The sequence below is a fragment of the Micromonospora sp. NBC_01699 genome, from assembly GCF_036250065.1.
Classification (GTDB): Bacteria; Actinomycetota; Actinomycetes; order Mycobacteriales; family Micromonosporaceae; genus Micromonospora_G.
This window is the reverse complement of sequence record NZ_CP109199.1, coordinates 8111635-8132265: the sequence shown is the minus strand read 5'-3', so window position 1 is coordinate 8132265 and position 20631 is coordinate 8111635. Positions and strand designations below refer to the sequence as shown.

Annotated in this window: 17 protein-coding genes; 11 read left to right on the top strand and 6 right to left on the bottom strand. The window is 71.5% G+C overall.

The window, feature by feature from the left end; all coding sequences use genetic code 11:
• Positions 1-196: 196 nt before the first annotated feature.
• The gene (locus OG792_RS33835) at positions 197-1270 is read left to right on the top strand and encodes an LppU/SCO3897 family protein (RefSeq protein ID WP_329105870.1); all 1074 of its coding nucleotides are present in this window, start codon (positions 197-199) and stop codon (positions 1268-1270) included.
• 147 nt (positions 1271-1417) lie between these two features.
• Positions 1418-2668, top strand: a complete 1251-nt coding sequence (locus OG792_RS33830) for an ATP-binding protein (protein WP_329105868.1) — start codon at positions 1418-1420, stop codon at positions 2666-2668.
• A 47-nt stretch (positions 2669-2715) separates the two neighbouring features.
• Here the strand turns inward: OG792_RS33830 and OG792_RS33825 are convergent, their stop codons facing one another.
• Positions 2716-3255: a GNAT family N-acetyltransferase gene (locus OG792_RS33825; RefSeq protein ID WP_329105867.1), complete on the bottom strand. Its 540-nt coding sequence runs from the start codon at positions 3253-3255 to the stop codon at positions 2716-2718.
• A gap of 187 nt (positions 3256-3442) precedes the next feature.
• Here OG792_RS33825 and OG792_RS33820 point away from each other — a divergent pair, with 187 nt between their 5' ends.
• Together OG792_RS33820 and OG792_RS33815 are read left to right on the top strand one after the other, a co-directional pair.
• Positions 3443-3988, top strand: a complete 546-nt coding sequence (locus OG792_RS33820) for a DoxX family protein (RefSeq protein ID WP_329105865.1) — start codon at positions 3443-3445, stop codon at positions 3986-3988.
• 244 nt (positions 3989-4232) lie between these two features.
• Positions 4233-5684 (top strand): glycosyltransferase 87 family protein, encoded by a 1452-nt coding sequence (locus OG792_RS33815; RefSeq protein ID WP_329105863.1) that lies wholly within the window; start codon positions 4233-4235, stop codon positions 5682-5684.
• A gap of 16 nt (positions 5685-5700) precedes the next feature.
• Here the strand turns inward: OG792_RS33815 and OG792_RS33810 are convergent, their stop codons facing one another.
• From OG792_RS33810 to moaC, 4 genes are all read right to left on the bottom strand, one after another.
• Entirely contained in the window at positions 5701-6138 is a 438-nt protein-coding gene (locus tag OG792_RS33810; RefSeq protein ID WP_329105861.1) for a molybdenum cofactor biosynthesis protein MoaE, read from the bottom strand.
• Positions 6139-6175: 37 nt separating this feature from the next.
• The gene (locus OG792_RS33805; RefSeq protein ID WP_329105859.1) at positions 6176-7432 is read right to left on the bottom strand and encodes a molybdopterin molybdotransferase MoeA; all 1257 of its coding nucleotides are present in this window, start codon (positions 7430-7432) and stop codon (positions 6176-6178) included.
• A gap of 98 nt (positions 7433-7530) precedes the next feature.
• Positions 7531-8013, bottom strand: a complete 483-nt coding sequence (locus OG792_RS33800) for a MogA/MoaB family molybdenum cofactor biosynthesis protein (RefSeq protein ID WP_329105858.1) — start codon at positions 8011-8013, stop codon at positions 7531-7533.
• On the bottom strand, positions 8010-8501 hold the full coding sequence (moaC, locus tag OG792_RS33795) for a cyclic pyranopterin monophosphate synthase MoaC (protein WP_329105856.1): 492 nt from the start codon (positions 8499-8501) through the stop codon (positions 8010-8012). Before moaC ends, OG792_RS33800 begins: the two co-directional genes overlap by 4 nt.
• Positions 8502-9116: 615 nt before the next feature.
• Between moaC and OG792_RS33790 the strand changes: the two genes are divergently transcribed.
• From OG792_RS33790 to OG792_RS33765, 6 genes are read left to right on the top strand one after another with little or no spacing between them, the layout of a single operon-like run.
• Positions 9117-11642, top strand: a complete 2526-nt coding sequence (locus OG792_RS33790) for a putative bifunctional diguanylate cyclase/phosphodiesterase (protein ID WP_329105854.1) — start codon at positions 9117-9119, stop codon at positions 11640-11642.
• Positions 11643-11686: 44 nt separating this feature from the next.
• Positions 11687-13006 carry a glycosyltransferase family 87 protein gene (locus OG792_RS33785; protein ID WP_329111604.1) on the top strand — a complete coding sequence of 440 codons (1320 nt, stop codon included), beginning with the start codon at positions 11687-11689 and terminating at the stop codon, positions 13004-13006.
• A 32-nt stretch (positions 13007-13038) separates the two neighbouring features.
• Positions 13039-13449: a fluoride efflux transporter CrcB gene (gene crcB / locus OG792_RS33780; protein WP_329105852.1), complete on the top strand. Its 411-nt coding sequence runs from the start codon at positions 13039-13041 to the stop codon at positions 13447-13449.
• Positions 13446-13817 (top strand): fluoride efflux transporter CrcB, encoded by a 372-nt coding sequence (crcB, locus tag OG792_RS33775; protein WP_329105850.1) that lies wholly within the window; start codon positions 13446-13448, stop codon positions 13815-13817. The genes crcB (OG792_RS33780) and crcB (OG792_RS33775) overlap by 4 nt, the downstream gene beginning before the upstream one ends.
• Positions 13818-13867: 50 nt before the next feature.
• The gene (locus OG792_RS33770) at positions 13868-14494 is read left to right on the top strand and encodes a phosphoribosyltransferase (RefSeq protein WP_329105848.1); all 627 of its coding nucleotides are present in this window, start codon (positions 13868-13870) and stop codon (positions 14492-14494) included.
• Between the two features lie 25 nt (positions 14495-14519).
• Positions 14520-14945 carry a TFIIB-type zinc ribbon-containing protein gene (locus OG792_RS33765; RefSeq protein ID WP_329105847.1) on the top strand — a complete coding sequence of 142 codons (426 nt, stop codon included), beginning with the start codon at positions 14520-14522 and terminating at the stop codon, positions 14943-14945.
• A 218-nt stretch (positions 14946-15163) separates the two neighbouring features.
• Here OG792_RS33765 and dnaB read toward each other — a convergent pair whose 3' ends face one another.
• Complete coding sequence (gene dnaB, locus OG792_RS33760; RefSeq protein WP_329105845.1) at positions 15164-17896, bottom strand: replicative DNA helicase; 2733 nt, start codon at positions 17894-17896, stop codon at positions 15164-15166.
• 433 nt (positions 17897-18329) lie between these two features.
• Here dnaB and OG792_RS33755 point away from each other — a divergent pair, with 433 nt between their 5' ends.
• Positions 18330-20594, top strand: coding sequence for a hypothetical protein (locus tag OG792_RS33755; protein ID WP_329105843.1), 2265 nt, complete (start codon positions 18330-18332; stop codon positions 20592-20594).
• Positions 20595-20631: the final 37 nt, after the last annotated feature.

Genomic DNA, 20631 nt, shown 5'->3' with positions numbered 1-20631 from the left:
CCCCCGAGTCGACCGGGGTGACATTCTCCGCTGTCGGGGCGGATTCGGATGGTACGGATCCGGCAAAGCCGACCGACTCGGCGAGTTGGCGCGGTTGGGGGAGGTGAGCCGATCGGGGGGTCACGCTACGGTGGCCTGAGCATCGCCGTCGCCCGCGGGTGACCAGCCTCTTTCTCTCGCGCCAGGAGGACAGTCCATGTCTAACTACGGACCGCCCGGCGGGCCGTACCCCGGCCAGCAGCCGTACCCCGGCCAGCAGCCGGAGCCATGGCCCGGTCAGCAGCAGGGGCCGCGAGGCCAGCAGGGACCGGGGCAGCCACACCCGGGCCAGCAGGGGCCCTACCCGGGCCAGGAGCCGTATCCGGGGCAGGAGCCGTATCCGGGCCGGGAGCCGTGGCCGGGGCAGCAGGCGGACGACCCGTACCGGCGGCCACAGGACGACCCGTACCGGCAGCAGCCGGCCGAGCCGTACTGGCAGCAGGGCGGGCAGCCAGCGGGTCCGGCGTACCCGCAGGAGCCGTACCGGCAGCCCCGCGACCCGTACGCCCAGCCGCCGCAGGAGCCGTACCGGCAGCCGCGTGACCCGTACGCCCAGCCGGCCGACCCGTGGAGCGGCGGTCAGGAGCAGTGGGGTGGTGGGCCGGCTTCGGTCCCGCCCGCCGGCCCCGGCTCGCCGACCGGCTACCCCGGCTACGGCGACCAGGGTTACCGCGACCAGGGTTACCGTGAGCAGGGCTATCCGCCGGGTTACCCGGCGCCGGGACCGGATCCGGAGTGGACCACGGCCGCGCCGGTGCCGCCGCCGAAGGGCAACCGGGGGATGACCGCCGTCCTGGTCACGCTGGTGGTGCTGGTGGTCCTGGTCGGCGGGGCGGGGTTCTGGTGGGTGACCCGGGACAGCGGCGGGTCGGACACGCTGCCGAACGCCGGTGCGACCACTCCCGCCACGGACCCGAGCGGGCAGGCACCGGCCGAGCCCGGACCGGATCCGGAGCAGGGCAGCCCGGCACCGGAGTCGTCGACCGACGCGCGACTGGTCAAGGAGGGCCAGTGCGTGAAGAACGAGGGCGACGCGAGCGGCAAGCCGAAGCTGGCGATCACTCAGTGCGCGCCGAAGACGTACGAGGTGCTGCGGCGGTTCGACGGGGCGACCGGTGGCGAGGAGGACGCCAAGACGAAGTGCGCCCAGGTCGAGGGCTACACCGAGTGGTACTTCTTCAACAGCGAACTCGACGTGCTCGACTTCGTGCTCTGCCTGAAGTCCCGCTGACTCCGGCCGGAATCGCTGCCGATTGTGGAAACTAGGACTGTCTAGCGGAATTGCTAGACAGTCCTAGTTTATTCACGAGACGACACGCCGTAGCGGGATCTACCTGTTTCTAGCTCACCGGCTAGACGTGCCGATACGGTGCAATGCGTGGATCCGGTCCGCAACCCGTACGCCCCCGGCGCCGGCCAGCGCCCGCCCGAACTCGCCGGCCGGGGGCGGGAACTCGACGTCTTCGACATCGTGCTCGAACGGGTCGCCCGAGGCCGCCCGGAACGCAGCCTGATGCTCACCGGCCTGCGCGGGGTCGGCAAGACCGTACTGCTCAACACGCTGCGCTCACAGGCGATCGGGCGACTGTGGGGCACCGGCAAGATCGAGGCCCGACCGGACCAGTCACTGCGCCGACCGGTGGCCGCCGCCCTGCACATGGCCGTACGCGAACTCGCCCCGCACCACCGCGCGCCGGACCGGATCGACGGCTTCCTCGGCGTACTCAAAGCCTTTGCCCTGCGTGGCGGACCGGCCGGCGGCAGCGGTCGCGGAGCCGCCGCCACGAAGCTGCGCGACCGCTGGCAGCCCGGCATCGACGTGCCCGCCGCCAGCGGCCGGGCCGACTCCGGCGACATCGAGATCGACCTGGTCGAACTGCTCACCGACGCGGCCAGCGTCGCCACCGACGTCGGCACCGGCATCGCGGTCTTCATCGACGAGATGCAGGACGTGAACCCCGAGGACGTCTCCGCGCTCTGCGCCGCCTGCCACGAGCTGTCCCAGCTCGGCGCGCCGCTGATAGTGGTCGGCGCCGGGCTGCCGCACCTGCCCGCCGTGCTGTCGGCGGCCAAGTCCTACTCCGAGCGACTGTTCCGCTACCAGCGCATCGACCGGCTCGACCGGATCGCCGCCGACCAGGCGCTGTGCGCCCCGGCCGAGCGCGAGGACGTCGAGTACGAGCAGAAGGCGCTCGACCTGCTCTACGAGAAGTCCGGCGGCTACCCCTACTTCGTCCAAGCGTACGGGAAGGCGACCTGGGACCACGCGCCCCGCTCCCCGGTCACCGCCGCCGACGTACGGGTCGCCGCCCCGGAGGCGGAGGCGGAACTGGCGGTCGGCTTCTTCGGCTCCCGGTTCGAACGGGCCACCCCGGCCGAACGCGAGTACATGCGGGCGATGGCCACGTTGTCCCTGGTAGCGGGCGAGGAGAGCGGCGTGGAGCGCGACGACATGGACGCGGCGGTGCCGACCGCCGAGATCGCCCGCGCGCTCGGCCGCAAACCGGCGAGCCTGTCCCCGGCCCGGGACGCGCTGATCAAGAAGGGCCTGATCTACTCGGGTGAACGGGGCACGGTCGCGTTCACCGTGCCGCACTTCGGGCGCTACCTGCGTACCCAGCCGGCGTGAGTCGGCGCTGTCGGCGTGCCCGGCCGGCGTGAGTCGGCGCGGCGCGGTCAGACCCGGGACCAGGGCAGCGGGTAGTTGACCTCACCGGTCGGCACCGCGCCGTCACCGCTGACCGACGGCGGCAGCACCAGCGCCTGCCACGGCGCGCCCAGCCCGGACCAGGGGCTGGTCAGGTCGTACCGGGCCGCCGGCACGAACCCGAACCGGCGGTAGTACGCCGGATCGCCGAGCACCACCACCAGCCGCTCACCGAGCTCGGTGGCGGCGGCGAGCGCCGCCTGCACCACGTCGGTGCCGTAGCCCACCCCGCGCCGCTTCGGCAGCACCGCCACCGGCCCCAGCGCCAGCGCCGGCACCGCACCGGGCTGCACCAGCACGCGGGTGAGCAGCGCGTAGCCGACCACCTCGCCATCGACCTCGGCCACCATGGACAGCTCCGGCAGCCACGCGTCGCTGTCCCGCAGCGCCTCGACCAGCCGCACCTCGGCCGGCACCGGCCGCTCCGGGGCAGCGAAGGCGGCGGCCACCACCCGGCGGATCGCCGGTGCGTCGGCCGTGTCCTCCGGTCGCAGCCGTACAGTCGTCACGCCTGGCGACGCTACCGGTACCCACACCCCGCCCGCATCACGATTCGCCGACCAGATACCTGATCAAGGCGGGTGCCGGCGGTGACGATCAAGGGTGCCGGCCGCGCCGGGCGGTCAGGGGTTCGGCGTACGGTGAGTCCGGCGGTTGCGGGGGTGAACGGGGCGCCGAACGGGTAAGACTGGTCTCATGAGACCCGTACGTACCGTCGCCCGGACCCTACTGAGCGGCATCTTCGTGGTCAGCGGCGCACAGTCGGCCGCCAGTCCCAAGTCGTACGCGGCTCGGGCCGAGCGGGTGACGGACCGGGTCGCCCCACTCCTGGCCCGTGCCAATCCCCGACTGCCGACCGACCCGACGACGCTGGTCCGGATCAACGGCACCGTCCAGCTCGTCGGCGGCCTCATGCTCGCCACCGGTTACTTTCCGCGTACGGCCGCCGCGGTGCTCGCCGGCACCCTGGTGCCGACCACGCTGGCCGGGCACGCGTACTGGGCCGAGGACGACCCGGCCCGGCGCCGGATGCAGCGCATCAACCTGCTGAAGAACCTCGGCCTGTTCGGTGGTCTGCTGCTCGCCGCCGTCGACACCGAGGGCCGCCCCGGTTTGCGTTGGCGGGCGGAACACGCGATCGTCGACAGCGGCCGGTCGGTACGCCGTACTGTGCGTGACGCCCGGCGGGGCACCCGGATCGCGGCGAGGTCCGCCCGCACCGCACGACGGCTGCCGGGGTGAGTCAAACGACGGCTGGTTGAGCTGCGTCGATATCGGGGCGTGTCCCCTCCGGTACGGCGGAAACGGCGAAACACGTGAAACAGTCTCCCTGCGTTAACGCGGTGGAAATGTCGCGAACTAGTGTGGGATCGGACACGGTCGGGTAACGCAGGAGGCATTCACGTGGTGCGCCGTTCTAGGCTCCCAACAGGACCTGGGCGGGAACTTCGGGAAGTTCGACATTGGTACGGGGGGTGGCCACACCATGCCGGCGACCGTCGGGAGACGGCTGGACCGACTTGCCCCAGTCCGCCGTGTCACACGTGGGATCGATCGTCGAACGGTCGCCCAGCTCGGAATCATCGTCGCGAGCTGGTACGCCGCCTGGCTCGCCATCGACGCATTTGGACGCCCGTACAACTTCTTCGACATGAAGATCTACCACGGTGCGATCGTGTGGTGGGCCAACGGAAACGACCTCTACGGCTTCATCGCGCCGATGACCACGCTCGGCTTCACCTACCCACCGTTCGCGGCCCTGCTCATGCTGCCGATGGCCTGGTTCCCGGTCGGCGCCGCCGGCTGGCTCAACGTACTGGCCAGCCTCGGTGCGCTCACGGTTGTGCTGACCGCCCTGTTGCGACCGACCGTCGAACGGCTCGGCTGGTCGCTGTGGTTCGTCGTCGGTGTCGCCGTACCGCTCGCGGTGGCGATCGAGCCGGTCCGGGAGACGCTCGGCTTCGGCCAGGTGAACCTGCTCCTCTTCGCGCTCATCATGGCCGACCTGGTGGCCCTGCGCTGGCGGGCCCGGCGCAGCGTCCGTACCGGCTGGACGGACCGGCCGCTGCGCCGGTTCTTCTTCAGCGGTGCCTGGGCCGGCGTCGGCATCGGCCTGGCCACCTCGGTCAAGCTCACCCCGGCCCTGTTCATCCTGTACTTCCTGCTGACCCGGCAGTGGCGGGCCGCGATGACCGCGATCGGCACAATCATCGGTGTCGCGCTGGCAGGCTTCGCGATCGCCGGCCGCGAGTCGATGACCTACTTCACCGGCGTGATCTGGGAGACCGAGCGGGTCGGCGCGGCCGACATGACGCCGAACCAGTCACTGGCCGGGGTGCTCGCCCGGCTCTACGACTCGATCGAGACGCCGAGCCTGCTCTGGCTCTCGTTCGCCCTGGTCATCCTCGCGATCGGACTGTCCCGGGCGGGCAACGCGCACGCCGACGGTGACGAGCTGACCGCGTTCACCCTGGTCGGGCTGACGACCAACGTGATCAGCCCGATCTCCTGGTCGCATCACCTCGTCTGGGTGGTGCCGGCGATCATCGTGCTCGCGGACACCGCCCTGCGCCGCCGTCGAGCCAGTCGCGGCCTGCTGCACCGGATCGGCCCACCGCCGTCGGCGGCCAACCCGATAGGTGTAGCCGGACTGCGCTCGCCGATCTGGTTCCCGACCCTGACCGGGCTGCGGCACGCGGTCGCCGCGGTCGGCCTCTACCTACTGTTCCTGATCTCGCCGATCTGGCCGTACGAGCACAAGCTGCCCGAGGTGTCGCACTACCAGGACGGGTTCTTCGGCGCCCTGATGGAGAACTCGCTCGCGCTGGCGCTGATCGTGCTGGTGGCGACGCTGCCCTGGCGACCCGGCGCGGAACCGGCGTTCTACGCCGAACGGCGCCGGCCGGAACCCATCTCGCTGCACCACGGTCAGCGCTGACCAGGTGTTGCCCCGGTCAGGGGCAGTTGACCCACTCCTCGGTGCCATCGGCGAACACCTGCCGCTTCCAGACCGGCAACTGCGCCTTGACCTCGTCGACCAGCCGGGCGCAGGCCGCGAACGCCGCCGCCCGGTGCGCGGTGCTCACCGCCGCCACCAGGGCCACGTCGCCGATCTCCAACGGTCCGACCCGGTGGGACACGGCAACCGCGTGTACGGCCGGGTCGGCGGCGATCTCGGCGGCCACCTTCCGGAGCACGTCAACGGCGCTCGGGTGGCCCTCGTACTCCAGCCGGGTGACCGCGCGGCCTTGATCGTGGTCGCGGACCACGCCCTGGAAGCAGACGACCGCACCGGACCGCGGGTCGGCGACCGCGGCCTCGTGCGCGGCCGGGTCGAGCGGTTCGGTGGTGACCGCCACCTCGGTGACGCCTCCGGCAGTCGGTGCGCTCACGAAACCCACCTTCCGTCCCCGGCCGGCGGGCCGGTGGTCATGGTCTCACTCCGGGCAGCAACGGCAACGGTACAACCGGAACCCGCGCCCCCGCCTCGCCGGTGCTGCCCGGTTCGATGACCGCGAAGCCGTCGGCCCGGGCCAGCCCGCGCAGCATCGCCGATCCGACGTGCCGGACCGGGGCGGCGGTGCCGAGCACCGGGTCGACCCGGACCAGGGCCAGGTGGGTGTAGTCGCCCCGACCGGCGACCGGTTCGGCCAGCGTGACGTACGGCAGCAGCGGTGCCGGTCGGCCCTGTAGGGCCGCCAGCAGCGGCGCGACCAGCGAGACCAGGGCGACGATGGCGGACTGCGGGTTGCCGGGCAGCCCGGCGACGTACCGGTTGCGCCCGTCCGGGCCGGTGATCCGGGCCAGCAGCATCGGGAAGCCGGGGCGGACCGCCACGGTGTTGACCACGTAGTCGGCGTCGAGTTGGGCCAGCGCCGGGTGCAGGTGGTCGACCGGCCCGTGCATGGTCCCGCCGGTGGTGCAGACCAGGTCGGCGCGGGCCAGCGCCCGGCGCAGCGCGGTCACGTGCGCCGGCAGGGTGTCCTCGACCGGCCCGATCACGTCGTCCGGGGTGACCGTGGCGCCGTACCGCCGCAGCCAGGCCGGTACGGCCGGGCCGAGTGCGTCGCGTACCCGGCCGGCCTGGGGCGGGCCGGCGGTGAGCAGTTCGTCGCCGAAGACCAGCAGGGCGGCCCGGGGCGCGGGAAACACCCGGAGCCGGTCGTAGCCGCAGGAGGCGGCCAGCCCGATCACGCCCGGCCCGACCGGGGTGCCGGCCGGCAGCAGTTCCTCTCCGGCGTACGCCTCCTCGCCCGGAACCCGCCACTCCGGCGTGCTTCGCGGCGTGCCCGCCACCCGCCCGTCGGCGGTACGGGTCGACTCCTCAATCCGCAGCACCTCGTCCGCGCCGGCCGGCAGCATGGCCCCGGTGGCGATCTCCACGCCGGTGCCGTCGTCGGTCAGCGGCGGTGGCGTACCGCCGGCCAGTACCCGCCCGACCACCCGCCACGGTCCGTCGCCCCGGACCGCCCACCCATCCACGCTGGAGGTCGGGAACGCGGGCAGGTCGGTCAGGGTGCGCAGGGGTTCGGCCAGGGTGAGCCCGTCGGCGTCGGCCAGCGGGACGTCGACCGGTGCCGGGGTGTCCGCCCGGCCGGTCGCGTAGACGAGGGCCCGCGCCTGCGCCCAGTCGACCGGCGGCGCTCCGGCGCCCCGGTCCGTGGCGACGGCGGGTTCGACGCTCATCGGGCCGGCCTCGACCGGCTGAAACTTCCATCCACCGATCGAGCCTATCGTCGTGCACCGCCGGTTGGTCCCGGTCGGGGCTGCGGGCCGGTCCGGGCTCAGGCCGGCTGTGGGTGATCGCCGCCGCGTAGCTGGTCCACGGTGTGGGCGAGGATCGGACCGAGTACGGCGAGCCCGTCCTTGGCGCCGCCGGTGGATCCGGGCAGGTTGACCACGAGCATCCGGCCGGCCACCCCGGCGAGTCCCCGGGAAAGGACGGCGGTCGGTACGGCCGCCCGGCTGTGCGCGCGGATCGCCTCGGCGATGCCGGGGATCTCGTAGTCGAGCACCGGCCGGGTCACCTCGGGCGTCCGGTCGGTCGGGGTGACCCCGGTGCCGCCGCTGGTGAGCACGACGTCGATCCCGTCGGCGAGCGCCTGGCGCAGCGCCGCGCCGACCGGCTCACCGTCGGGCACGACCACCGGATCGTCGACCTGACAGCCGAGTTCTCGCAGGCCGGCGACGAGGCGGGGGCCGCTGGTGTCGGCGTACACCCCGGCGGCGGCCCGGTTGGACGCGACGACGACCCTGGCCCGGATCACGGGCGGTCCGCCGGCCGGTCCCAGTCTCCGGTCTTGCCGCCCTCTTTGCGCAGCACCCGTACGTGTTCGAGGGAGGCGGCGGGGTCGACGGCCTTGACCATGTCGATCAGGGCGAGGCCGGCGGTGGCGACCGCGGTCAGCGCCTCCATCTCCACCCCGGTCCGGTCGGCGGTCCGTACGGTCGCGGTGATCTCCACGGTCGAGCCGTCCGGGTTCAGCTCGACGGTGACCCCGTGCAGCGCGATCGGGTGGCAGAGCGGGATCAGGTCCGGGGTCCGTTTGGCGCCCATGATGCCGGCCAGCCGGCCGACCGCCAGGGCGTCGCCCTTGGGCAGGCCGTCCTCGCGTAGCAGCCGGACCACCTCGTCGGTGGTCTGGAGCCGACCGGCGGCGACGGCCCGGCGGCCGGTCACCGGTTTGCCGGACACGTCGACCATGCGGGCCGCGCCGGCCCGGTCGACGTGGGTAAGACGGTCCGAGGTGGTCACGTCCGCGAGCCTATCGACCGTCGCCGTCGGTTCGCGAGAACCCGACCCGGAGGTGCATTTCGGGAATTGACTAGTCCGGCGAATCGAGAGAACATCCGCCGATGACACCCGAGCGGGGATGTCTGGGGGCGGTACGGCGGCTGGCCGGGGGCGGCTCGATGCCGATCGGACCGACCCGATCGACCTGGCCACAGCGACGTGGCAGGCGAATAGGGCCTTGGGCCCGAGCGGCGCCGGCTGTCAACGGGGGGCGTGGACTCACGATTCTCCGACCCCAATCCACAAATGGGAAATATGACGCCGTTCAGACGGACGCATAAGCATTCAGTCTCCATATCGGGACGCAAAGTAGCAAACTAGGTGAGGATTAGCGAATACTGCGCATATCGACACCTAACGGTATATATTTGTCACGCCAGCCCATACGCTTCTCCCGTCGAACACGGACGAGCGAAGCGCGGGACCCCCTCCCGCCTTCACGGATACACGGAAGGACGGGCCCCATGCGCACCCTCGACTGGACCTGAGCAAGAGGTATCCGACAACCACTACGAGTCGTAGGCTGGCGAGACATACCGTCACGAGAGAAATACCGAGTGGCGACAAAGGACTGGTATGACTCGGACTGATCAGGACGACACTGGGACCGATCGGCGGCTGGTGCTGCTTGTCGGTCTCGTCGTCGTTTGTGCGGGCATAGCCGCAGTGATCAGCATTGGCGATATCTCGACCCACGGACTCCCGTCATTCGCGGAACTGTCCACCGCCGCCAAACTGACCTTCCTGGTCGTCGTCGGCGCGACGGTCAGCGTCCAGATCCGCATCCGCTCCACCGCGCACGGCATCTCCTGGACCGAGGTCGCCTTCCTCACCGGACTCGCGACCGCGCCGACCCCCTGGGTCATCCTCTGCACCGGGCTCGGTGTCGCCATCGCCCGGGTGATCGTCCGACTCGCGCCGCTGAAACTCACCTTCGGCGTCGCCAAGGACATGCTGCTCGCGTCCGCGGCCGGGCTGGTCCTCATGCAATTCGGGGCATCCGGTCCCACCGACCGGCCACTCACCGAACTGATCCTGCCGCTCGCCGCCGCGTACCTCGCGGTCGTGGTGCTCGACGAACTACTCGTCCTGCCGGTCGTCGCACTCGCCAGCCGGGTCAGCGTACGCAGCCTCTTCTCCGGTCACCTGGACCTGCGGCTGGCCAGCGGCATCGCCCACTTCCTGGTGATCCTGGCCATCCTGCTGATCCTCCAGGTCGACATAAACCTGCTGCTCATCGTCCCGCCCCTGGTGCTGAGCCTGCACCTGGCGTACTCGTCCCGACTGCGCAGCCGGGCCGAACGACACGCCTGGCAGCAGCTCGCCCGAGCCACCGACGCGCTCAACGACGTCGACCTCGGACAGGTGCTCCGGACCGCCGTGCACAGCGCCGCCGAACTCTTCGCCGCCGACGAGGTCGAGGTCGTACGCCACGACGGCGGGCGAACCATCCGGGGCGACAGCGCCACGATCACCTCCGACGGCACCGGCGGCGAGCCGCTACCCGGCAGCGGCACCACCATCACCACCCCGCTCCAGGGCCACGACGGCATCGAGATCGGGCTGCTCCGGCTCTGGTTCCCCGGCCCGGTCCAGTTCTCCGAACGCGAGCGGTACACGCTGCGTACGTTCGCCTCCGCGCTCTGCACCGCCATCCGCAACGCCTCGGCGTACGCCGAACTGACCCGGGTCGCCGACGAACACGCGCACGCGGCTTCGCACGACGTACTCACCGGCCTGGCCAACCGGCGCCACCTGCTGGAGCGCGGCACCGAGCAACTGAACCTGCGGCACGCCGACGGGGTCGCCGCCGTACTGCTGATCGACCTGAACCACTTCAAGGAGGTCAACGACACCCTCGGCCACCCGTCCGGCGACCGGGTGCTGATCGAGGTCGCCGAGCGGCTCAGCGCCGCCGCCGGCCCCGAGGACCTGGTCGCCCGGCTCGGCGGCGACGAGTTCGCCGTACTGATCGCCGGCCTCCCCGCCCCGGCGGTCGCCACCCACCGGGCCGAGAAGCTGCTGGCCGTACTCCACGAACCGATCGAGCTCGACGGCATGCGGATCAGCGTCGAGGCCAGCGGCGGGATCGCCGTCGCGCCCAACACCGGCGGCATGTCCGAACTACTGCGCCGCGCCGACGTCGCGATGTACCAGGCAAAACGGAGCGGCCAGCGGCTCGCGAACTACGTACCGAGCCGGGACACCGCCGACCTCGGACGGCTCACCCTCAGCGGGGAGCTGTCCCGCGCGGTCGCCGAGCGGGAGTTCACCGTCGAGTTCCAGCCGATCGTCGACCTCGGCACCGGCGTGGTGGTGGCCGCGGAGGCACTGGCCCGCTGGCAGCACCCGACCCACGGCACGATCGACCCGCTGCGGTTCCTGGACGCTGTCGAACGCTCCGGCCTGCTGCCGGCGTTCGCCGCCGCCGTACTCGACCAGTCCATCGTCGCCGCCCGCGACTGGCACGCGGCCGGGTTCGACCTGCCGGTGGCGGTGAACGTGTCCCCACGCAGCCTGCTCGACGCCAGCTTCCCCGAGGTCGTACTGGCCCGGCTGCACGCCCACGACCTGCCACCCGAACGCCTGGTCCTGGAACTCACCGAGAACCTCACCCTCAGCCAGCTTGAGATCGTCGACCGGGTGCTCGGGCAACTACGCGACGCCGGCGTCCGGCTCGCCCTCGACGACTTCGGCACCGGCTACTCCTCGCTGTCGGTGCTGTCCCGGATCCCGGTGCACGAACTGAAGATCGACCGGACCTTCGTGATGGCGATGGAGACCTCGGCCGAGGCGGTGGCGGTGATCCGATCAACCGTCGACCTGGGCCGCAGCCTCGACCTCCAGGTCATCGCCGAGGGTGTGGAGAGCGAACCGCAGCGGCTGGCGCTCTGGGAACTGGGCTGCACCGCCGGACAGGGCCACCTGTTCGCCCGCCCGATGCCGGCCACCCGGATGCTCGCCGCGCTGCGCCGGGGCGCCGACGGCCGGCCGGGCGCCCTCGCCCCGCCGCTGCACGACGAGGGCGCGGTGATCCGGCTGTCCCCCGGACGGCGCACCGGCATCCGACAGACCGACCGTCTGCCACACTTGCCGGCGTGATCTCCCCGGACCCGCGCGGCCGCGCCCACCGGCTGTGGAGCCGGATGGACGGTGCCGCCGGTGGGCTCGCCGGAGACCTGTGGTTCTACGGCGCCTCGACCGTCTTCGCCGCCGTCACCGCGGCCACCTCCACCCTGCTGCCGCACCGCGCCTGGGGAACCGTGGCCACCGCCGGCTACCTGCTGGCCGTGCTCGCCGCCACCGGCCAGTTCCTCGCCCGCCGCCGGGGCGTGACCCGGCTGACCGGCACCGCCGCCCGCGCCACGCTCACCGCAGTGACCTGGGCGACCACCGCACTGTTACCGATGGTGTGGCAGTCCGTCGAACGGGCCGGTGGACACGCCGACCGGGCACAGGAGGAGGTGGCCGTGATCGAGCACGCCGGCATCCGCCTGCTCGACCACGGAACGCCATACCTCGGACCGGACGCGATCAGGGCGTTGCCGGCCGGCGAGCAACTGTCCGGCTACACCCCGTACCAGCCGGGCATGGCCCTGTTCGGGCTGCCGAGGGCGATCGCCGCAGACGCCTGGTGGACCGACGCCCGGATCTGGTTCGCCCTGGTCACCGCCGTCGCGCTGGGCGTCGCGGTGACGACGCTGCGGCGTACCGGAAAAGCCCTGGCCCGGACCGCCGCGCGACCGGACCGGTCCGACCGGGCCGACGCCCGCGACCATGCCCTGGTACGGGCGGTGCAGTTCGCCACCGTGCTGCCGGTCTGCGCGCTGACCCTGGCCACCGGCGGAGACGACCTGCCGGTCCTGGCCCTCTGCCTGCTCGCCCTGGCCCTCGGCGCGAAGCACCGGTTCGGTGCCGCCGGGGTGGCGATCGGGCTCGCCGGAGCGCTGAAGCTCTTCGCCTGGCCGGTCGCCCTGGTGCTGATCGGCTACGCCGCGACCCGGGGTTGGCGGACCGCCGCCCGACTGGCCGCCGGCGCGATCGGCCTGCCCGTCGCCGCGCTGATCCCGGTCCAGCTCGTCGACTCGTCGGCGCTGGTGGAGAACGTGCTGCGATTCCCGCTCGGCCACGGTGTGGTGACCAGCCCGGCCCAGTCGCCGTTCCCCGGTTACCTGATCGCGGCGGCGTTGCCCGCCGGCCGGGTGATCGCCGCCGCGCTGCTCGTCGGGGCCGGGCTGCTGATCGCCGTACGACTCGTCCGCCGCCCCCCGCAAACCGCCGGATCGGCCACCCTGATCTGCGGGTACGGACTGCTCGCCGCGATCGTGCTGATGCCCTCGACCCGCTTCGGCTACCTGCTCTACCCGATCGTGTTCCTGACCTGGGCGCCCGCCCTGTGGCTCGGCCGACCCGCAGCCGACCCCGCCACCGACCGGACCCCACCGGCGGCCGCCACCGCCCGATGAGGAACCCGACCGGAGCGGTCGACGGTGACCGAATGCCGCTGGACGTGCTCGCCACGGTGGCGGTCGGCGGCGCCCTCGGCGCGGCGGCCCGGTACGGCGTCGCCGTGCTCTGGCCGACCCCGTCCGGCCATTTCCCGTGGACCACCCTGGCCGTCAACCTGACCGGCTGTCTCCTGCTCGGCCTGCTGATGGGATTCGTCAACGGCCGGATCGCCCCGCACCGGCTGATCCGCCCGTTCCTCGGCACCGGTCTGCTCGGCGGCTACACCACCTTCTCCACGTACGCGGTCGAGACCCGTGGACTGCTCGCCACCGACCGCCCCCTGCTCGCCTGCGGGTACGTGCTCGGCACCCTGGCCGGCGCGCTGACGGCCGCCTGGCTCGGCGGCCGGCTGGTCGAGCGGATCGTTCCCGGCGCCTTCGACTCCGACCGGCCGACGTGACGAACCTGCTGCTCGTGCTGGCCGGCGGGGCAATCGGGGCGGCCTGCCGGTTCCTGGTCGACCGGATCGCCACCCGCCGGCTCGACCGGACCCTGCCCTGGGGCACCCTGACCGTGAACGTGGCCGGCTCGCTGGTGCTCGGGCTGCTCGCCGGGCTCGGCAGCGCCCTGCCCGGCTGGGTCGGCGTACTCGTCGGAACCGGCTTCTGTGGCGCGCTGACCACGTACTCCACCTTCAGCTACGAGACCGTGCGGCTGGCCGGCGAGACGACGTACGGGCGGCTGCGGGCGCTGCTCTACGTCGCCGCGACGCTGATCGCCGGACTCGGCGCGGCCGCACTCGGCTGGTGGCTCGGCCAGACGCTCTGAGTCTGGCGGAGAAGCCGGCGGGCTACGCCGACGAGGCGTACACCTGAGGCATGACCTTCTACCGGGACCGGGTCGACGCGGGCCGGGCACTCGCGGATCAGTTGGCCGACCTCGCCGGGCGGCCGGACACCAGCGTGCTCGGCCTGGTCCGGGGCGGTGTCCCGGTCGCCGCCGTGGTGGCCGAACGGCTCGGCGCGCCACTGGACGTGCTCGTCGTACGCAAGCTCGGCCTGCCCCAGGCCCCCGAGGTGGCGTTCGGCGCGCTCGGTCCGGGCGGTGTCCGGGTGCTCAATCCGGAGTTGGCGGACCGGCTCGACCCCGAGCGGATAGCGGAGGTCGTCCGCCGGGAGGCGGCCGAGCTGGAACGCCGGGAGCAGCTCTATCGGGCCGGTCGACCACCGCTGTCGCTCGATGGCCGTACCGCCGTGATCGTGGACGACGGGCTCGCCACCGGCGCCACCGCACGGGCCTCGGTGGCGGTGGCCCGTCGGCTGGGCGCGCAGCGGGTGGTGGTGGCCGTGCCGGTGGGCTCGCCGGAGGCGTACGCGGCCCTCGCCACCGAGGCCGACCAGGTCGTCTGCCCGCACCGACCGGAGCAGTTCGGCGCGGTCAGCCGCTTCTACGAAGACTTCCGTGAGGTGTCCGACGACGAAGTCACGGCCGCGCTCGGTGGGTGATGGTGACTTGACCCGGTACCTTCGAGTGATGCATCTGACATGTCCGAAGTGCCAGGGCGACATGCGCCAGTACGAGCGCAGCGGCGTCACCGTAGACCAGTGCAGCGAATGCCGTGGAATTTTCCTTGACCGCGGCGAGCTGGAGAAGCTTTTCGAGGCCGAGTCGAATTGGAACCAGCAGGGTGGCGCACCGCGCCAGCCTTCCGCCGCGCCGGCCGGCGGTTACGCACCGCCGCCGCCTCCGCCCGGCGCCGGTTACCCGCCGCCCCCGCCCGCCCCGGGACAGCACCAGCCCGGTTATCCCGCCCCGGGCCACGCCCCGCCGCCGCCGGTCACCCACGGCTACCCGCCGGCTCCGGCGTACGGACAGCACCAGGGACAGCACCAGGGCTACCACGGGCACTACCGGAACAAGAAGCGTAAGAGCTTCCTGAACGAGCTCTTCGACTAACCACCACCAACTCGCCCAGCAAAAAAACAAGGTGTCGGCCGGGCCCGGGACGCCCCCCTCCCGGCCGCCACCCCCTCCCCCCGTCCCTACTTCCTCCGCGATCTAGGGCAAATGGTGGTGGATAGAGATCCACTAGCACGTATTTGCCCTAGATCGACGGCGTGTGGGGGGTGCCGGGGGGTGCGAGGGGTGCGAGGGGTGGCGTTCGGGGGGTTGGGTTAGACGATGGCCATGTCTACGAACCGTGACAGGTGGAGTTGTGCGGCGACGGTCACGGTGTCTGTTGGGCCGTTTCTGTGTTTTGCGACGATGAAGTCGGCCTCGCCCGCGCGCGGGGACTCCTTGTCGTAGTAGTCGTCGCGGTGCAGCAGGATGACAACGTCAGCATCTTGCTCAATTGACCCAGACTCACGCAAATCAGACAGTTGGGGTCGCTTGTCCGTACGCTGCTCCGGTCCACGGTTCAGCTGACTGACCGCGATGACCGGGCACTCGACCTCCTTGGCCAGCAGCTTCAGTCCTCGGGACAGCTCGGCGACCTCCTGCTGGCGGCTCTCCGTCTTCTTTGGCGAGCTCATCAGCTGGAGATAGTCGACCACGATCATCTTCAGATCGTGCCGCTGCTTGAGTCGGCGAGCCTTTGCCCGGATCTCCATCAGGTTCATGTTGGGCGTGTCGTCCACGAAGAGCGGGGCCTCGCTGATCTCGCCCATGCACCGGGCGAGCTTGGTCCAGTCGTCGTCGGAGAGCTGCCCACTGCGCAGGACATGCAGCGGGACCCGGGCCTCGGCCGAGAGCAACCGCATGACGATCTCGACCTTGCTCATTTCGAGCGAGAAGATGGCCGCCGCCTGATTAGCCCGAATCGCAGCATTTCGGGCAAAGTCCATAGATGCGGTGCTGTTGTGAGTCGGAACCATCGTCTCGCCAGCGAGGTACAGGTGGTCCTCGTTGTCGACGGTGACGCAGCGGACCGGCACGCTGGGAACCGCACGCACGGCAACGATGAACCGGGAGCCGCTGCGGACCTCTGAATCGGTTCTGCGCCGAGTTCGGTGCGCTTCCTGCTTCCGTCGCAGTCGAAACACGACGTCGTTGGTAGAGAAGTTCAACGTGTACGCCGTCGACGACTCGGGCCCGCGTTCCCGTACCTTCTTTTCGGTCACGCTGCACCGGTACCCGAGGGTGACGACCAGTTCTCGAACGTTGTAAGCCAGGCGCCGAGAAGTCGACGTGTACTGGAGGTTCCCGCTGGGGGCGACCGTGCCGTCCGTGTCGAGCAGCCCCGCCAGGAGTGCTCGACGCTGGGCCTCGGATGCCCGGAGGTAACTCTGGGGAATGTGCTTGTTGTTGAGCACCCCGATCGACTTCAGCATCCCCCCGAAAGACCCGAACGTACGGTGACAGTCCTCGCACCGCCGGCTGATCGCGTAGAGCATCGGGCCGGTTTGGCGGACGAGAAGGCCGGCTTCCTCGATGTAGGTCGCTATCTCGGGGTCGGCACTGGTGAAACGATCGCCAGCACTATGACCGTCCCCCAGCCACACCCCCAACACGTACGGAGGCACGAGTAGTTCTTGTTCCGGAAGTGCGAGCGGGGCGCAGTTTTCAACCGCGTGGTTGAGACGCCGATCAGCAGTGTCGGTTCGCAGGGTGGCAGCGATTTGCTCGGTCGTAACCACGCTCTGCTGTGCCGCCCGGTCCAGCGTCTCGCTCCAACCCTCGCCGCGATCCAGCAAGCCCGAATACAACACCTGGGCGGAGTAGGTTTGAGCAGGACGGCCTCGTCGCCCCGTCCCGGCAGTTGATCGGACCGACTGGACCGGCAGGCCGCGCACCACGCGTTGAAGGGTGCTCTTGAACTCCGGGCCGACCATAGCAAGCGCTTCCTGGATAGAGACTTCCGTATCCGGCGCTGTCGCGTGCTCCTGGTGGGCGCGCCGCAACCCGGTGAGGGCATTGCCAGACCAGCCGATCTGCCGGCGGGTACTGCCGCCTCGGCGGCTTGCCCTGGTTGTTGTTTTCCACAGGTGCTCAGCGTCCGCGACGATGACCGACCCGTCGGAGAACTCGACCTCGTAGCACGGCCGGTCGTGCATCACCTCGAAAACCGCCGTGACAACGGTTGGACGGCCGTCGGCACCCAACAGCTGATCGCCCTGGCGCACGGCTTCCATCGTCGTCCACCCATCGGGGGTCGGCAGCGGCGTGTCGAGCGCCAGCGCCTTCCCTAGACCGGGCCGACCGGCAACAATGATCAACTGGCCCGGATGCAGCCCGTTCAGCAGGCGGTCCAGGTCGCTGAAGCCGGTCGGTACGCCGGTCATCATCCCGCCGGAGGCACCGACCGCCTCGATCTCGTCGAGCGTGGGTTGCAGCATGTCGGCGAGGACCGCGAAGTCCTCGCTGACCCGCTTCTCGGTGACGTCGTAGATGGCCTGCTGGGCCAGGTCGACCACGTCGTCGACGTCGCGCCCGCCGCCCGCGGCCGAGCCGTAGCCAAGCTGGACGATGCGGGTGCCGGCCTCGACCAGGCGGCGCAGCACCGCGCGCTCGCCGACGATCCGGGCGTAGTAGCCGGCGTTCGCGGCGGTCGGCACGCTGGCGATGAGCGTGTGCAGGTACGGCGCGCCACCGATCCGGGCCAGGTCCCCGGAGTCGGCGAGCGCTGCGGCCACGGTGATCGAGTCGGCCGGCTCTCCCCGCCCGTACAGGTCGAGGATGATGTCGAAGATCGTGCCGTGTACCGGCCGGTAGAAGTCACCGGTCTTGAGGATCTCGACCACGTCGGCGATGGCGTCCTTGGACAGCAGCATCCCGCCGAGCACGCACTGTTCGGCCGCGATGTCCTGGGGCGGGGTCTTGTCGAACTGACCGTCGCGCTGGGCCGGTGGTCCCGAGGGTGGTCCGGCCGCCCTGGCCTCCGCGCGTATGTCATCGCTGACCGACACCGACTCCCCCTCCGCTGGATCGGCTGTGTCTGAGCGATACCGCCGAGGTACGACAAATTTTCGGGTTCGCGCCTACCTGTTTTCGGTTCGGGCCTACCTACCGGCACGGCCGGGGAACATCGCGTCAGGGGTGGGGTTCCGCCAGGTAACCATACGAAAGTCGAGGTCAGGACCTCAAACGCGGCGGTGGACGAGCCTCGGGACAACCTGTGGACAGCGGGCGCCAGGGTGTGTGCAGCCCTGTGCACAGGCTGTGCATAACGGCTGGGGAAGGTAGCCTGTACCAGTCGTGACATGGGCGTACTCCGTCCCCACGGTGTGGAGGAAAGAAAAACCCAGAAGATCCGTCCGAGCTGGCAGGATTATGCCGACATCGACAGATCCGTCTGGACGGTCGATTGCCATTCGATCTCAGAAAGGTCACGCTCCGACCGTGGACTATCGGGACTGGGGGCGCGGTGACCTCACCCGCCCCGCGCGGCGACCAGCCGACGCCTGGGTCGATGATGGCGATCCACGCCCCGGTGACCCCTACTCGCACACCGGCGAGGGTTACGAGCCCACCAGCCGCCGTCGCGGCGCGCACCGCAGTGACCCGGAGCGGTACACCCCGAGTTGGGCGTTGGAATCCGCGGCCGGGGCTCGGGACGACGTCGCGCGGTATCCGGCCGATCCAGAGCCCGATCGCCCCTGGGCCGACGTCGGCGGCACCGCCGGGCGCGGCGGCAGTGGGTCGCGTACGGCCGACTCCGGCACGGACACCTCGGCGACGGACTACTGGACCGCCCCGACCGGTTGGCAGGGCACCGAGCCGTCGGGCGGTGGACGGCGCAGGGCCGAGCCGGACGACCGGCCGGCGGGCCGCTCGGGCCGGCACGCGGACGACACCGACGAACGGGCCGGTGGCGGCCGCTCCGACCGCCGAATCAGCGACGGGTACGCCCCTCGGCGACGCAGCCGTTCCGAGGATGGAGAGTCGACCGCCGGCACCTGGACCGACGGCGGGGCGGGCACGGACGACACCCGTACCGGCGGTTCCCCGGCGGGGGGCACCCGGCAGCGCTCCGATCGCCGGAGTCGGGACTGGGCGGGCGACACACCCGTCGACGGTCGGGGCGAAGCGACCGGCACGAGCCGGTGGAGCACCGGCTCCGACGCCGCCACCACCAGCAGCGGTGGCCGGCGGCGGCGTACGGCCGGTTCTGACCGCTCTGCGGACGCCGCCCGCTGGCAACGGTTCGACGACACCGGCGTCTGGGACCGATCCGACCTCCTCGACCAGGACCCCGACAAGGGCGTCGAGCGGGCCGATCGGGCCGGTCCGACGGCTCGTGGTGGGCTGTCGGCGGAGCCCCGACGCGCGGACCGGACCGGACGGTCCGAACGCGCGGGCCGCACCGAACGGCCCGAGCGTGCGAACCGGACCGAGCCCACCGGCCGGACAGGTCGCGCGGACCGAACCGAACCCACCGGCCGGACAGGTCGTGGGGACCGGGCCGAACGAACGCGGGCCGAGCGAGCGAGCCGGGCCGAACGCCCGACCGGGGAGAGCCGAGCAGGGCGGGCGGACCGGGCCGGACGGCCGGATCTGCGCGCGGTGCCAGGGCCGGAGGATCGGGTACGCGCGCCGCGCTCCGACCCGCCGGAGGCGCCGCCGGACGAGCCCTCGACGGGCCGGCGCAGCCGGGACAGGTTCACCGAGACCGGCCAGTGGAACCGGGTGACCGACACCGGTGAGCGGCACCGGGCCGCCGGGCCGGGTCACCGGCACCGAGCCGCCGACACCGGCCAGTGGGACCGGTTCGACGACACCGGCGTCTGGGACCGGTTCGACCTCGACAGCCGGGGCCCCGACGAGGCGGGCACCGGGGTCTTGAGTTCGTTCACGGACACCGGCCGGTGGGATGGCTCCACGGACACCGGCCGGTGGGATGGCTCCACCGACACCGGTCAGTGGGACCGGTTCACCGACACCGGCGTCTGGGACCGGAGCGAGCTGGCCGCGCTGGACGACCCGGACCGGCGGGAGGGCGCGGCACCGCCGTGGCGGGACCGGGACGCCTTCTGGTCCGGCACCCGCCTGGCCGGCGACGATCCGCGCTGGATGGAGACGCCCACCTCGGCGCCCCGGTCTCCGGCGGTGGCCTATCCCCGTCCGCCCAGGACCGGACCGCCGCGTACTCCGGCGGCACCGACGACGGGGGCCAGGACCGCGCCCGCCGTCGCGGCGCAACGGCGTACCGGTCGCAGTGTTCGGAACGCCCCGACCGCGCCGCCCGGACCGGGCAACCTGCCGGGCCGGAGCAGTCGACCGCCACGGCGGATCGAAGAGGACCTGCTCGCCGCGGAACCCGGCAGCCATCTCGCGGCGGTGCTCTATACCGCCGCCTGGTACGCCGTACCGGTGCTGGTTTTCTTCGTCTGGCTGGTGACCCTGGACAACAGCGTCCCGGATGGTTGTGTGACCGACCCGACCGGCGGCGGATGTGACTCGCAGCGGGCCCAGGCGCTGGCCTCGATCCTCGGTGCCGCACCACGCTTCGGTGCCGCGCTGACGGGCAGCCTGGTGGTGGCACTGTTGCTGCGCTGGGTGAGTCGAGCCTGGCGGCCGGCCAGCCTCGGACTCGCCTCGGCGGTTGTCGGCGGCGGTCTGTCCACCGTGCTCTACAGCGTGATCACCGGTCAGCAGCTCGGCTGACCGGGGCGGGGACGGTCGGCGTCGACGGTGTCCCCCG